Source organism: Streptomyces sp. NPDC001157 (assembly GCF_053598255.1).
The window spans coordinates 300,395-313,608 of record NZ_JBSFJW010000003.1 but is presented as its reverse complement, the minus strand read 5'-3'; the positions used below and the strand labels follow the sequence as shown (position 1 = coordinate 313,608).

At 67.6% G+C, this 13,214-nt stretch carries 16 protein-coding genes; 12 read left to right on the top strand and 4 right to left on the bottom strand.

The annotated features are described in order from the left end of the window. Positions 1 to 414 precede the first annotated feature (414 nt). From ACWDAG_RS07585 to ACWDAG_RS07570, 4 genes are all read right to left on the bottom strand, one after another. A complete protein-coding gene (locus tag ACWDAG_RS07585; protein ID WP_450694662.1) occupies positions 415 to 927 on the bottom strand; it encodes an NUDIX domain-containing protein in 513 nt (170 codons plus the stop codon). After that, entirely contained in the window at positions 924 to 2,186 is a 1,263-nt protein-coding gene (locus ACWDAG_RS07580) for an XRE family transcriptional regulator (protein ID WP_450694661.1), read from the bottom strand. The genes ACWDAG_RS07585 and ACWDAG_RS07580 overlap by 4 nt, the downstream gene beginning before the upstream one ends. A gap of 237 nt (positions 2,187 to 2,423) precedes the next feature. Beyond that, entirely contained in the window at positions 2,424 to 3,587 is a 1,164-nt protein-coding gene (locus ACWDAG_RS07575) for a helix-turn-helix domain-containing protein (RefSeq protein WP_450694660.1), read from the bottom strand. A 6-nt stretch (positions 3,588 to 3,593) separates the two neighbouring features. Further along, a complete protein-coding gene (locus tag ACWDAG_RS07570; protein WP_450694659.1) occupies positions 3,594 to 4,013 on the bottom strand; it encodes an NUDIX hydrolase in 420 nt (139 codons plus the stop codon). A 168-nt stretch (positions 4,014 to 4,181) separates the two neighbouring features. On the opposite strand from ACWDAG_RS07570, the gene ACWDAG_RS07565 reads away from it, so the two are divergent. The 12 genes from ACWDAG_RS07565 (at position 4,182) to ACWDAG_RS07510 (ending at position 13,126) form a co-directional block, all read left to right on the top strand. Further along, positions 4,182 to 4,985, top strand: coding sequence for a TauD/TfdA family dioxygenase (locus ACWDAG_RS07565; protein ID WP_450694658.1), 804 nt, complete (start codon positions 4,182 to 4,184; stop codon positions 4,983 to 4,985). 14 nt (positions 4,986 to 4,999) lie between these two features. Continuing rightward, positions 5,000 to 5,443, top strand: coding sequence for an ATP-binding protein (locus ACWDAG_RS07560; RefSeq protein ID WP_450694657.1), 444 nt, complete (start codon positions 5,000 to 5,002; stop codon positions 5,441 to 5,443). Next, a complete protein-coding gene (locus ACWDAG_RS07555; RefSeq protein WP_450694803.1) occupies positions 5,443 to 5,937 on the top strand; it encodes a hypothetical protein in 495 nt (164 codons plus the stop codon). The genes ACWDAG_RS07560 and ACWDAG_RS07555 overlap by 1 nt, the downstream gene beginning before the upstream one ends. Before the next feature lie 295 nt (positions 5,938 to 6,232). Beyond that, entirely contained in the window at positions 6,233 to 7,510 is a 1,278-nt protein-coding gene (locus ACWDAG_RS07550; protein WP_450694656.1) for a DUF6302 family protein, read from the top strand. A 59-nt stretch (positions 7,511 to 7,569) separates the two neighbouring features. Beyond that, a complete protein-coding gene (locus tag ACWDAG_RS07545; protein ID WP_450694655.1) occupies positions 7,570 to 8,418 on the top strand; it encodes a GntR family transcriptional regulator in 849 nt (282 codons plus the stop codon). Between the two features lie 53 nt (positions 8,419 to 8,471). Then, positions 8,472 to 9,581 carry a radical SAM protein gene (locus tag ACWDAG_RS07540; RefSeq protein ID WP_450694654.1) on the top strand — a complete coding sequence of 370 codons (1,110 nt, stop codon included), beginning with the start codon at positions 8,472 to 8,474 and terminating at the stop codon, positions 9,579 to 9,581. 2 nt (positions 9,582 to 9,583) lie between these two features. Beyond that, the gene (locus ACWDAG_RS07535) at positions 9,584 to 9,724 is read left to right on the top strand and encodes a hypothetical protein (protein ID WP_450694653.1); all 141 of its coding nucleotides are present in this window, start codon (positions 9,584 to 9,586) and stop codon (positions 9,722 to 9,724) included. Positions 9,725 to 9,781: 57 nt separating this feature from the next. Then, a complete protein-coding gene (locus ACWDAG_RS07530; protein ID WP_450694652.1) occupies positions 9,782 to 10,585 on the top strand; it encodes an aminoglycoside phosphotransferase in 804 nt (267 codons plus the stop codon). Positions 10,586 to 11,459: 874 nt separating this feature from the next. Continuing rightward, positions 11,460 to 11,837, top strand: coding sequence for a hypothetical protein (locus ACWDAG_RS07525; protein WP_450694651.1), 378 nt, complete (start codon positions 11,460 to 11,462; stop codon positions 11,835 to 11,837). After that, the gene (locus tag ACWDAG_RS07520; RefSeq protein ID WP_450694650.1) at positions 11,827 to 12,258 is read left to right on the top strand and encodes a DUF6093 family protein; all 432 of its coding nucleotides are present in this window, start codon (positions 11,827 to 11,829) and stop codon (positions 12,256 to 12,258) included. The genes ACWDAG_RS07525 and ACWDAG_RS07520 overlap by 11 nt, the downstream gene beginning before the upstream one ends. Then, positions 12,258 to 12,686: an HK97 gp10 family phage protein gene (locus ACWDAG_RS07515; protein ID WP_450694649.1), complete on the top strand. Its 429-nt coding sequence runs from the start codon at positions 12,258 to 12,260 to the stop codon at positions 12,684 to 12,686. The genes ACWDAG_RS07520 and ACWDAG_RS07515 overlap by 1 nt, the downstream gene beginning before the upstream one ends. After that, positions 12,683 to 13,126, top strand: a complete 444-nt coding sequence (locus ACWDAG_RS07510) for a hypothetical protein (RefSeq protein ID WP_450694648.1) — start codon at positions 12,683 to 12,685, stop codon at positions 13,124 to 13,126. Before ACWDAG_RS07515 ends, ACWDAG_RS07510 begins: the two co-directional genes overlap by 4 nt. The last annotated feature ends 88 nt before the right edge of the window (positions 13,127 to 13,214 follow it).

Here is a 13,214-nt window from a genome sequence, read left to right as displayed (position 1 = left end):
CCTGCGCGGCGCCCCCCGATCCATTCGGTCCCGAGCCGCCCCCAACGTAAACCCACCTGCTCACCGCAGCACCCCCGTTGATGCAATCGCGCATTTCAGGCAACAGCCCATTGTGTGGCGACGACGTGATGCTCGGGCAGCGGCGCCGGAGGGACTCAGAGCCAGGTGGTCGTACGCCGGCGCGTAGCTTGCACTCCCGCGCGCCGGGCCGGTTGAACCACTCGACGGGACATGCCGTGGCCCGGGTGGAGTGGTACGAACGTGACACGGAAGTTGGATGATTTCCGCGCGTTGATGGGCTTTGGTGGTCGTGGAGGGGCTCGCAGGATCTGAATGGCTCAAACGCGGCTCAGGCGTCAAGCATCGCCGGATGCATGAAGCTCGCTCTTTGCCCATCGTTCGGGCTTGGCTCCGTCAGAACGGTTGCCCGTCGTCTAGGTATTGCGGGCCGTGCTGCCCGTTGAGGGCTTCCAGCGCGGCCAGGAAGCGACGGGCAAGACGGTCTCGCAGTCGCGCGCTTGCTTCAGTGGGTGTTACAAAAGCCAGTTCAGAAAGCTCGTCGTCGTGAGGCTTCAGGGCAGCGGCCCGGGCTGGGTCGATGGTGCCTGCGTCGAAAATGAAGGCGATTTGATCGTCCCACGGCCCGTGAGGGGCGACCCAATCCACGACGAGCAGGGCACGCGGCACGATTGTCAGCCCAAGCTCCTCCTGAAGCTCGCGTGTCGCGGCAATGTGAGGGGGTTCGTTCGCCTCAGCCATTCCACCAGGCAGGTCCCAGCCCGGCTTGTACGTCGGATTCACCAGCAAGATGCGTCCGCTGACGTCGCGGAGCAGGACATCTGCGGCGACGCGCTTGCGCGCCTGCGTGCGGTTGCCCTCGGCAAGGTAGGCGTTCCAGGCGTCCGGGTCTGCGGGTGTGGGCCTCATGATCGGTCGCCTCCGGACGTGAGGATGTCGGCGAGCAGCAGCATTCTTGCTCTCCTCGCCTCGTCGAACCGGGTCAGGTAGTCGTGCACAGGACGGTAGCTGCGGTGTGCTGCTAGGAGCTCGTATAGCTCGTCAAGTTGATGAACCACTCGAATCGAGCCGAGCATAGGCGAGGTATTTAGCAAGTCGTTACCAGCAGCCACGGCCTCGTCGAGATCGTCGCGGTGCACGTGCAGGCCGACAAGAGTGATACGACTAAGGGCGAGTGAGCGAGCTCGACCAGCTGTCCGGAGCTCGATTGCTCGCTCAGCCTCCACCAAGGCATCTGCCACTTTCCCTAGGTCCCTTAAGGCGAGCGCCGATTCGCTTGCCAGGGCTGCGGCGTCGAAGGGACTGGTCCACGGGTGAGCGGCGTTGGCGGTGCTGGCGAGTCGCATACGAGCGGTATCGAGCGCGCGCATTGCTTGATCGCTCTGCCCGGCAGCGGCTAAGGCGCGCGCATGCATGGCGTGGAGCCGCGCGGCAAGAGCGGGGATGCCAGGTGCCTGGCGCAGGAGGTTGAGCCCATCAAGAGCCCAATGCGCTGCCTTGGACGCGTCTCCAGACTGAAGTGCGAGGTGGCTGTTGCTTGCTGAGATGTTCGCTGCCAACGCAGAGTCGCCAGCGATGGAGGCGAGTGGCCGTGCCCGGGTGAAGTGCCGAGAAGCGAGGTCATCTTGGCCGGAGTCGTGGGCCATCCATCCCGCCATCTCGGTGAGGGCGGCTGCAGCCGCGAAGATGTGGGAATTAGTGCCCGCGTCCAAGAGGCGGGGCGCCACTCGGTCTGAAAGGTGTTGGACGACGGCTTTGTAAAGGCGGCCTCCCCCCGCTTGGCGATCTGCTTCTCGAAAAGCGTCTACTGCCGTCAGGTCGTCTGTGTCGTTTGGATGCGGCAAAGCGACGGGCGATGGAGTGTGCGTGTTCAGCGGTGGTTCCCAGTCTCGACGGGCGAGCCCGAGGAAGTGGCCGGGGATGTGGAAGGCATCGACGATCTGCTCGAAGAGAGTCAGCTTTTCCACCCGGCTACGGCCGTTCATGTAGTCGTAGAGCCGTCCCTGGGTGATGTTGACCGCACTAGCGAGTCGCCGAGTACTGACACCACGGTGGTTTAGAAGCCGGAACAACGCGCCCATGTCCCGCTGCGCGCAGGCTTCCCTGAGCCGCGGGTCGTCAAGAAGCCCCGCGACGACTTCGCGTGGATCCTGAAACTCCAAGCTCATCAAGCACTCCCTCACCTGCGTGGTTCTGAGGTTATGCCCAACGGCCCGGGACCGACTCCAACTTGGGGTCACCCTATGGAGTCTCGTACGGCTACGCGTGCCACGTTCACTGAAGTTCCACATGGCCGGGCGTAGACCCATGGCTGATGCATCCCAGCGAGTAAGGCGACTTCTGTGATTCCGAGGGCGAGCGTGTGTGAGGCGCCTTGGCCCGTTGAGGCCCGCAATCGGTATGGCCTACGCGGCCATCTCCTCTCGAATCCGATCAAGGGCGTCGGCTGCGGATTCCCGGAGGGTCGGAAGCCGTTCTCCTGCCGCCCGCATGATGCGTTGCAACTGGTGCGGGAGGCGCTGGCGGACAGCCTCGTCGACCGCGATGTGCAGGGACTGCGTGGCGCCGTCGAAGTCGTCGGCGGCCAGTCGTACTTGGGCGACGGTGATCAGTTCGATCACACGCCACTGCGGTGCCACGGTGGTCGTCGGCGCGGGGCTGCCCTGCTCGACCAGTCGTATGGCGACGTCGATCCGGCCGGTGGAGATCAACCCGCGCAGCCGAATCTCGTGCAGTGCATAGGGATTGAAGAGCGAGGTGTGCTCGGCCTCGGCGAGGAGTCGGCCGCTCTTCTGCATCGCCTCGTCGAACAGGGGCTGGTTGCGGAGTGTGCCGGCGGCACGAGCAAGGAGAGGCAGCGCGGCGGCGCTTGCCTCCTGGTCAGGGGCGAGAGTAACCGCGTGCTGCAGCCGGTCGACGGCGGCTCCGAGGAGGCCGGCCTTGCGCAGTTCGTTGCCGTGCATGCGCAGCACGTAGGAGGTGAACGCCGGGTCGCCGAAGTACCGGGCGATGTCGATGCTTTTCGCTGTCCAGCGGGCGGCGGTGCTCAATCGCTCTTCCGGCAGGACATTGCCGAGGGCGACGCCCAGACCAACGCGAGCTCGGGCCAACAGGTGCAGGACATCCCGTTCCGTGTGACCGTCCTCTACCCGCGCTTCCAGCCGGGCGACCAGCGGCCACAACTCGGCGACGGCTTCGGACGCGTGCCCGGACTGCCGGGCGATCTCGGCGAGGCGGACGGTGGACTCACCGAACTGCAGCATGGCGCGATGGTCGGTGTCGGCCGGGTCCGTGACACCCAGGATGTGAGGGGGAAGGCGCAGAGACTCGGCGATGTGCCGACGGGAGCCGAGGTCATCAAGCCTGCGCTTGCCCAGTTCAAGGTGCGAGATGTACGTCTTGTCGTAGCCGAGGAGCTGTCCGAGTTCGGTTTGGTTCATGCCGTGCACGGCGCGGTGGAAGCGCAGGATGGCGCCGAGGTCGCGGGTGGCGAGGATCATCTCGGCCTGCGGGGTAGCCCAGTGCCAGAGGGTGCGCTGCGAGCACCACGCCAACTCACCACTGCCCATGGCCGGTTACATCCGCTCGTACCAGGCAGCGATGGACTGCTTGTACCCGTCGGGCATGGGCAGCCCGGGCACTTCTTCGGCGGTGAACAGGCCGAGCTCCTTGTGCTCGTTACTCACCACCGGCTCCATGTCCGGGGTGAGCACGGTGCAGCCGTAGGTGATGATCACGACGCGCCGGTCCGGCAAGGTCTCGGGCAATGGCTGGTAGATCCATACGTCGAGGAGAGGCCCAGCTTTCACCGTCCAGCCGGTCTCTTCCTCGATCTCCCTTTCCGCCGTCAATTCCGGTGTGGCATCGGCTGGTTCGAGGCGGCCTCCGGGCAGTTCCCACTCCTCGCGTTCGTTCTTCAGCAGCAGGACGCGTCGACGGCTGTCCACTGCTACGCCCTTGACGGAGACGGGCCAGGTGGGGGGCGTGTACGCCATCGCTCTCCTCGGATTACACGAGTGGCCGGGGGCGCTCGGAACGTACCACGACGCCCTCAACCGGACTCCTTTGTGGGCGAATTACCCGAGTCGACAATCTGTCGCTTTACCCCAGGCCCAGCCGCTCCGAACAGTAAGAGCACCACGCCGCAGCGAAGGAGATCTGTCATGCGCCGAGCCCATCAGCCGTACGCCGACGCTTTCGCGCACCACCGCATCAACCTCGCGGCGCCAGGGGCAGAAGCGGCGATCGCGGCACGGCTGCGGGACGTCGGCCTGGTCACCCTCGAGGGCCTCACCTCGCGTGACGCGGTGCTGGCCTTCGCCACCCGGATCATGGACCTCGTACCCCACCGCGACAGTGACTCGGACGGCCTCACCACCATCCGCGACACCCACCGCCACGTTCACCGTGTGGGTTTCGCCGGATTCAGTAACGGGGCTCTGGATCCGCACACGGAGCGTGCCGGCACGCCGAATCCGCCCCGTTTGATGCTTCTCGTGTGCGGACAGATCGCGGTGGCGGGTGGGGAGTCCCTGCTCACCGACGGGCAGGCAGTTCACTCCGACCTCTTCACCGGCAGTGGGCGGGAGGCTGGCGTGGCGCTGGCACGACCCCGCACAGCGTTCTTCGGAGCCGGCGACGGTCACGCCACGCAAGTCTTCACCGTCCACCACGGTCAGTGGGTATCTGTCCGCCTGCGGTTCGACGGGCTGGCGCGCTGGAGCCCGATCGTTCAGCCCTACGTCCCCCAGCTGAGGGCCGCAGCCATCCGCCATCAATTCCCCCTGGCCCTGGCGCCCGGTGAGGGCTATCTGCTGGACAACGAACGTTGGCTGCACGGGCGCAGCGGCTTCACGGGCGATCGGCTGTGCTGGCGTGCCCTGGGGCATCCCCGCTTTCCCATGCCACGAGGGTTCAGGCCCGCCCCGGAGGCGGTCTCTCCGCCCATGCTCACGGAGGTGGGATAGCGATGGGGCGAACCATGACGGCGCCCGCCAGAGCGGTGAAGACCGCCACGGCCGACTCTGCCTCGGATCAGACGTTCCTGCGCGGCTTCGAGGTGAACTTCCTCCCAGCCGACTCCCGGGTCCGGCAGATGCGACGTGTCACATCGGCTCACCTGCGCCTGTGGGACCTCAAGGCGCTGCGCGACACGGCCGTTCTTGTGGTCTCGGAACTGGTGACCAACGCTGTGCGACACGGCCAAGGAAAACCGGTCGGACTCAGAGTGACGAACTCCGCCCACGAACTGCGCATCGAGGTCACCGACGGAAGCCCGACTCCGGCCCGGCTTCATGAAGCGGGCGAAGCCGCCGAGAACGGCCGTGGGCTCTTACTCGTCTCGGCCGTCTCCAAGGAATGGGGCGTCAGCCCCGACGGCACGATGACGTGGTGCTCCCTCGCAATCCCCGAGGGGGGAGCGTGATGGTCGCCGTAGACAATGCCACGGCCGCTGAGCTGCTGGGGCGGCCAGTCTCGTCCGGGGACGAGACGATGCGCAGGCTCGTGCACGTCCTGTCCCGGTCGCTCGCGGCCGAGGGGATCAGCGGTGACCTGATCGACACCCTGGAGGACGTCTTTCGCGACCGGCCAGATCCCAGCCCCGGAGACCGCGGCCGCAAGCTCGACGGCCTCTTGGTCCGCGTCGGCCTCCCTCTCCCCAGGCGGCAGCGGCGGTCAAAGTCCGCAGTACCGCTCAGCGAGGACGAGGCTGCGCGGATCACCGACCGTTTCAACCGGGCGACGGCCCAGCTCGTACAGGTCCTTCCGCACCGTGTCGGGTGGCACCCCACTGAGGAAGTGTGCCGTCTACTCGCCCTGCGCGACGCACGGCCAGCCCCCGACCAGGTGCTGTCCCACCTGCGTCGCTACGCCCTCGCCATCGTCGACATCCTCGACCTGATGGGAGACGACGCCTGATGCGCGCTCCCTCCCCGTACCTCGGGTCTGCCCTGCGAAATGGCCTTCCTCGGCAGGCCCGCCCCACTGCCCGGCGCCGGGAACCCTCGGCTCTCTACCTCCCCCTCGGGGAGCGGAGGCGCCTCGGCGCCGGGCGCCTCCTCATCCGCGTCGGCTGCGCCCTCGGCGAGGTTCTTCGCCGCCCCAGGAGCAGGCGGCAACCCACGCCCGCTATGCAGCAGCTCGTGGCCGACGAGGAGCAGCGGTTCGCGCTCCTGTGCCAGCAGATCACCCACACACGTCAAGGAGTATGGAAGTGACCACGATCGACGGCGCGCAGCCCCTGCCTCACGGCGGCATCTCCTCTCGGTGCGTGCGTGAACAAGCCCTGATGGCGGGCCGGTTGGCGGATCCGACGCTGCTCGATCAGGCGGTGGAGATCAAGCTGGGCAAGGACGAGGCAGCCGACACCTGCCTGGCCGTCCCGTTGGGCGGCCACCGGGTGGCGGGCGAAGTCACCGTGTCGGGCTGGAGCCAGGCCCTGCACGTCCTGCTCGCCCTCGACGCAAGGCCGGGTTTCCCTGACGTTCGGGACGGCGCGCTTCATGGCAGTCCGATCGATGCGCCCCGCACCGTCCGCTGGGGCCTGGGCACCCGCCTTGAAGAACCGTCGCAGCGGGCCCGGATGTGGGGCTACCACGAAGCCGGTGTGCGGGCGTATGAGGCGGAGCAGACCCGTGAGGACGCCCGGGTTCCGGTCACACCGATGCCCGAGATGCCCGCGTCCCCGACCGTGGCACGCATCCATGACCTGCTCATCGGCGGCGGCAAGGACAGCTACCAGGCCGACCGGGAGTTCGTCGCGTCGCTTCCCCACGACGATGCGCAAGCCCTGTCCCTGGCCGCGGTGATCAACCGGATGCACCTGCCGGGCGTGGTCGCCCATCTCACCGCGCAGGGCATCGACCAGTTCCTCGACCTGGGATGCGGCATGCAGTCGGCCTACGGCAGACCACGCAAGAACTCACCGAACGAGGGCTTGCACGCCATCGTGGCCCGTCACCGGGACAGCGCCCGGGTGGTCTACGCCGACCACGACCCACGGCTCCTCGGAAGCTTCAACATGTGGGATGAAGGGCGCCCCTTGGAGCCGGAGTGGGTCCAGGGCGACATCCGCTACATGGAGCAGTTCCTCAGCTCAGGCCGGGTGCAGTACCTGCTCGACTGGAGCCGTCCCATCGGGGTTCTGCTGCACGATGTGCTGCCCTGGATCGACAGTGACAAGACCGTGACGGCGGCCCTGGCCGTGCTCCGGGAGCAGCTGCCACCGCGCAGCGCGTTGTCCGTCACGCATGCCGCTGACCTCGGCGAGAATCGCATGACGCGGTTCACGGGGACGTTCCGTAAGGCGGGAATCGCCTTCAAGCCGCGTGATGCCGCCGCCGTCCAGGTGCTGTTCGGTGACTGGCCCCTGGAGCCGCCAGGCCTCGCGCCTACACACCGTTGGCACCCCGGTCACCCGCACGCCGGTCTGGACCCCGATGCGGCAGGCGCACTCGCCGGCCTCGCCTTCAAACCGGAACCGACCGCGTAAATGCAACCCTCCGCGTCGGACAACCAGCCAGACCAGCACCTCACTCGATGGAGATCAACGTGACCAGTGGGGGACACCACTCCCAGCCTGCCTCTCCGGTCCGCCCCGGCAGCCGGGGCGGATCTGGGCAGCACACGGTCCGTGCTGTCCCGCAGTGGCGGCAGTGCCTGGAGCAGCTGCCTGCCTACGACCCGGGTACGCATCTGACCGCCCGCGACCGTGAGCTGTACCGCGCCGCGATTGTCCAGGCGCACCACGCCGGCGGGAAAGTGCAGGACATTGCGGTCTTTCTGGGCCGCTCCTACACCTCGGTGCGCACTCTCCTTGACGAAGCGGGCCTGCGCACCACGCCCGCAGCCGACGAGGTGGAAAGCGCGCTGCGGGATCGGATCACGGACGGCACCTACCGGGTGGACGACGTGCTCCCGGCGAAGCAGGAGCTGTGTGAGGAACTGGGCGTCACCCGGGATGCCGTCACCCGTGCCATCGGCCGGCTGGCCGCAGAAGGCCTCCTGCTCAGCGTCTACGGCCGGGGAACCGTGGTCATCGATCCCCGGACACCTCCGACCGGCCCCGCCCTGCGGGTGCGCACGACTTCGGGAAAGTGGGAGACCTGGAGAGTGCGGGCCGAGCCCGGCGTCCAGCGCATCCGGGACACCGTCATACGCCGGGTGCTGGACGGCACCTACACCGAAGGCGACACGATCCCGAGCACCAGAACACTCGCCCAGGAATTCGGTGTCCTCCACCACACCGTCGACAGAGCCCTCGCCCCCCTCAAGCAATCCGGGCTCCTCGCCACCCGCCCCGCCAGCGGAACGTTCGTGCACCGCAAGGCCCGCAGTCTCCTGCAGAGCACCCAGACACACCACCCGAGCCCCAGGCTCCCTGCACGGCAGCCCCGTTGAACGTGCAGGGCCCCGGAAACCACTGGCTCGTTTCCAGACGAAGGGAAGACGACGTGCACGAGCTCGTTGCGACACCGTTCGGAGAGCGGCGCCTCATCCTGCGCCCGGGCAGCACCAAGGCCCTGCAGCTCCCGCATGCACGGTTCGATGAGCTGCTCACCCTGGCCTCGGTTCCCAGCACGGTGCCCCAGTGGCTCGCCGACGCCGTACGCACGCAATGGCAGACGGACCTGGCCGGCCGACGCGTCGGCGAGATCCTCCTGGTGCGGGAGGCGGGACCGTTCGCATTCAGCCGGGCGACCTGGGAGATCAACCTCGGCTGCGACCTCGACTGCGGGTTCTGTTACCTCGGCGAGAAGCGTTTCGAGGGCCTCGACATGGAGGGCAAGCGGAAGCTGCTGGCCGTCATGCGCGACGCGGGCGTGATCTGGCTCCAGATCACCGGCGGGGAACCGCTCATCGACCCGGACTTCCCCGCCTCGTACCGGCTCGCACACGAGCTGGGCATGCAGCTGGAGGTCCTGTCGAACGGCTCCCGACTGCACAAGGACCACGTCCTGAACCTGCTGCGCACCTATCCCCCGACCAAGCTGACCCTGAGCGTGTACGGCGCGACAGCCGAAACCTACGACGCGGTGACCCGCAGGCGCGGCGCCTTCAGCCGCTTTCGCTCCGGCCTGCACAAGGCCGTCGACGCCGGGTTGAACATCGACCTGAGCCTGATCATCGTGCAGGGCAACACGCACGAGGCCAACGCCATGCGGGCCTGGGCGAACCAACTCGGCGTGCCATACCGCGAATACGCGAACATCTCCCCGACGATCCACGGCACCGCAGAGCCGCTGCCGTCGCAGTCACCCCAGTACCTCACCCACCGGGCCCCGTTCACCGGCTGCCCGGCCGGCGTGACCTTCTTCCACGCCGACCCGTTCGGACGGGCCTCGATCTGCAAGGTCGGCCGCGAACCGAACATCGACCTGATCGCCGAAGGCGTGGAAGGTCTGACCCGGCTCGGCGAGATAGCCGAGTCCCTGATGCTTCGCACCGGAGGATGCAGCGGCTGCACGCTGTCCGGCACGTGCCGGGTATGCAGGCCGATGGCGAAGGTCTTCCAGAAAGCGAAGGCACCACTGATCAACTACTGCCAACACGGAACGAGGTAGACATGACTGCCGTCATGATCCAGCTCACCCGCAAGCCGGAGCCCGCCGTCCAGGACCCGGACACGATCGTCCTGGTCGAGAACGTCGAGGCGCTGACCACGGACACCCTCCCGGGCTGCGGCGACGACAACCCGTACAACTGACCCACTGCGCCGGGGCCGTGCCGCGCACGGCCCCGGCCGTTGCACCTTGGAGGCTTCATGCCCACCCAGCGTCTGACCGAGCTACCGGACGCCGTGCTGCGACTGATCGAGAAAGCGAGCGGCCCCGTCGTCGACGTCGGGACCGTGAACGCGGGTCGCAACAGCGCCATCGCCGCCCGCGTACGGACGGCGGATCGCACGCTGTTCGTCAAAGGCCTGCCGCTCGACCACCCCTGGGTCTGGACCCAGAAGCGGGAGGCGGACGTCGCCCCGCACGTGGAGGACATCGCACCTGAGCTTCACTGGCACGTAGAGGAGGACGGGTGGAGTCTCCTCAGCTTCGACTACGTCGAGGGCGGAGGCGCCGACTACACGCCCGGCTCACCCGACTTGCCGACAGTGATGGCCTCCATGTCCCGACTGGCCGAACTACCCGCTCCGGACGTCGAACTGAAGAGCATGCCGCACCGGCTTCGGACGTACGTCGACGAACCCGCCGACCTGTCGTGGTTCACCGGGACCAGCCTGCTCCACACCGAGTGGAACCCGCACAACGTCCTCATGACGGACCGCGGGGCCTTGATCGTCGACTGGGCGTGGGCGTCGACCGGCGCGCCCTGGATCGACCCCGCACTGTGGCTGCTGTGGCTCATCGCGCACGGCCACACCCCCGGCCAGGCCGAGAGCGAAGCCGCCGCGCACCCAGCATGGGAACTCGCCCCACCCGCCGGCCTCGACGCGCTAGCCCGCGCGCAGCACCGCCTGTGGGACTCGATCGCGGACGAGAGCACCGACGACTGGGCCAAACCGATGCAGCGAGCGGCACAGGCCTGGGCCGAGCACCGGACAGCCAAGCCCTGACCGCCACGCTCCCCGGCCAATGAGCACCACCAAGACTCCCGCCCCTGGCACACGTACGAAGGAAGGAACTGCACCGCGACGTCATCGTGACCGGCATGGTGACCCTCGCGAAGATGAACCCCGACGCAAAGGCCGTGTTTGAGGAGCACTTGAAGAGGATCGCTGGCCGCGACCTGTGACCCGGTCTAGAGCTTGACGGCAACGAGCACCAAGCCTGGATGGTGTCTGCGGCCGGTAATGTTTTTCTTGTCGGAATGGGGTACCCAGGTACACACTCTTTGAGGTAGCAGCGATAACGAAGGGCCCAGCTCCTGCCAGAGCCAGGCCCTCCGCGCAGCTCCACGAGCCCGGTCGCCTTCTATCAGACCGGGCTCGCTGCGTGTGCAGCCCCGGTCGCGACCGTCTCATGCGTGGGCGCCCTAGTGGGCGAACTGCCCCACGGTGGCAATGATCGCCACGAGCACTCCGACCGCAGCCAGTCCCACCGACCATTTCTCAGGGCCGGTCCACCGCCTGTGCGGCTTGCCCATGTTGGACCTCACCACTATTTCCTCCTCTCCTCCTGCCGCCCTGCCTCTCAGGGCGCCCGCCGCACCCTGCACGGAGAGCGACGAAGTCGAAGCGGAGGAGTGAGGAAACCAGACCAGCATCGGTACACAACCGCCCCCAGGTCAAGCCGGGTTGGGGCACTCGGGGAGGTTCTTCGACGGGGGTCTTCACAAGTTCAGCACACTGCGGATGCTCCGTCACTTGGCGTGAGGGGATGGACCAGACCAGCGGAGACCCTGTAGCGCATGAGTCCCAGAAACCCCTCCTTGCACTGCCGTTCCTTTGAAGGGTTGAGCTGTCCGACAGTCCTCGTAGCGTCGGTTGAATGGATCAGACGAACGACACCGCAGCCACCCGGCGCGTAGAGATCACCGCGCGGGGCGGTCGGGCCGACATCAAGATCGACGATGCGCGGATAGAGCCGAGCGCCGTCCGCGCGTACAGCGTCAGCCACTTCGCCGGACACAAGCCGGAGGTCCTGCTGCACGTAGCAGACCGCGAGGAGGCCCAGTGGTCCGGACTCGCCCGGGTCGCGGTGGCCGACCTACCCGACCCCGGCCCGGCGGCCGCCTTCTTTCTGGACGCCATCGACCCGGGAACCCTGGAACGCGCCGCGCTCGCCCGTCCCGATCTCGGCACCGAGCCGTATTCGCTGACGAAGGCGATGCTGACCCAGCTTGGGGAGTGGGCGCGTGGCCTTTGATGTGGAAGGTGCGCGCAGGGTCGTCGGTCGCATCCTGGACGACAAGTTGGAGGTGTGGCGCGACAGCGCGGGCCGTACGGACGATGTGCTGGACGAGTCCACCGGCCAACTGGTGCCGCCGCGGCCGGTCGAGGATCTAGTCTGGGACGGACTCGGCGCGGTGATGCCGTACAGCCGCCCGGCCATCACACAGCCGGTCGGCGGATCGGTCGCCATGCAGCCGCCCACCACCGGCTATCAGGCGGTACTGCCCGTCGATGCCCCCGCGCTGCGGCCCGACGACGTGATCCGCGTTGCCGGATCCGTCCGTCCCAAGGGCCCACAGGATCCGCAGCTGCTCGGGCGCCGGTTCCGGGTCTCGGACGAAGCCGTGGGCACCTACAGCGTGGTGCGCATCGTGCGGGTCCAGGTGATCGACTGATGGCCACCGTGAACTCGCACCCCAACGCCCACCCGGACGCCGCCGCGTTCCGCGATCCGATCGCACTGGCTGCCGCGCTGGCCCGGATGGGCCCGGCTTCTCGCGCCCGTACCCGTACGATCACGCGGCATCACGCGATGCTGCTGCGGGTGCGTATCCAGCGCAACGCCAGCGGCAGGCCCGGCCCGAACGTCATCACCGGGCAGTACCGGGCCTCGTGGGACGTGAGGATGCGTACCGGCGGTGGCTCGGTGACTGCCGAGGTGTTCTCCGACGCCCCGCAGGCGCGCAGGCTGGAGTACGGCTTCGTCGGCGTCGACAGTCTCGGACGGCACTACCGGCAGCCGCCGTTCCCGCACGTCGAGCCCGCCTTTCGCCGCACCGAACCGGAGTTCATCCAGGCCCTCGCGAACGGGGTACTACCGTGACTGCGCGTCTGCCTGTCACCCGTGCGCTCGTCACGCTGGTCGAGCAGGCCACCGGACGGCCTTGTGGCCTGGGTGAACTACCCCTTGTGCAAGGGGAGTCGGGATGGGAGCCTGCCGGCGCTCCGTACACGATCCTCGACGCTCTGCCCGCCGAGTTTGGCGGCCCGCCGCTGTGGGACTGGCACGCGGACGCGGCCTGGGCCTACCAGGTCACATCCGTCGGGGAACGGACCGATCAGGTTCAGTGGCTGGCTGACCGCGTGCGCGCTGGCGTCGTCGGTCGCAGCGACGGTCACTGGGCCCGTGACCTGCGTGTTCCTGAAGTCCGGGTGATCGACCGGGAGTTGACCTATGACGCAGGAGGAGAGACCTCGGTGTCGGCGGCAGGCGCTATCGTGTCCTACGTACAGAGGTTCACGATCACCGTAACCCCTGCCTGAAGACACGGTCTTCACCCTCACCGCGGAGGCCTGCGCGGACGCTAGGCCCCAGGCCAGGCGAACCCCCTTTGAACTCAAGGGGCAGGGC

What these genes read in the sequence shown, in the direction of transcription:
- ACWDAG_RS07580 (WP_450694661.1), bottom strand. Translation starts at nt 2,186, where the DNA reads ATGAGCTTGGAGTTTCAGGATCCACGCGAAGTCGTCGCGGGGCTTCTT.
- ACWDAG_RS07535 (WP_450694653.1), top strand. Translation starts at nt 9,584, where the DNA reads ATGACTGCCGTCATGATCCAGCTCACCCGCAAGCCGGAGCCCGCCGTC.
- ACWDAG_RS07515 (WP_450694649.1), top strand. Translation starts at nt 12,258, where the DNA reads ATGGCCACCGTGAACTCGCACCCCAACGCCCACCCGGACGCCGCCGCG.
- ACWDAG_RS07530 (WP_450694652.1), top strand. Translation starts at nt 9,782, where the DNA reads ATGCCCACCCAGCGTCTGACCGAGCTACCGGACGCCGTGCTGCGACTG.
- ACWDAG_RS07525 (WP_450694651.1), top strand. Translation starts at nt 11,460, where the DNA reads ATGGATCAGACGAACGACACCGCAGCCACCCGGCGCGTAGAGATCACC.
- ACWDAG_RS07565 (WP_450694658.1), top strand. Translation starts at nt 4,182, where the DNA reads ATGCGCCGAGCCCATCAGCCGTACGCCGACGCTTTCGCGCACCACCGC.
- ACWDAG_RS07575 (WP_450694660.1), bottom strand. Translation starts at nt 3,587, where the DNA reads ATGGGCAGTGGTGAGTTGGCGTGGTGCTCGCAGCGCACCCTCTGGCAC.
- ACWDAG_RS07560 (WP_450694657.1), top strand. Translation starts at nt 5,000, where the DNA reads ATGACGGCGCCCGCCAGAGCGGTGAAGACCGCCACGGCCGACTCTGCC.
- ACWDAG_RS07555 (WP_450694803.1), top strand. Translation starts at nt 5,443, where the DNA reads ATGGTCGCCGTAGACAATGCCACGGCCGCTGAGCTGCTGGGGCGGCCA.
- ACWDAG_RS07585 (WP_450694662.1), bottom strand. Translation starts at nt 927, where the DNA reads ATGAGGCCCACACCCGCAGACCCGGACGCCTGGAACGCCTACCTTGCC.
- ACWDAG_RS07570 (WP_450694659.1), bottom strand. Translation starts at nt 4,013, where the DNA reads ATGGCGTACACGCCCCCCACCTGGCCCGTCTCCGTCAAGGGCGTAGCA.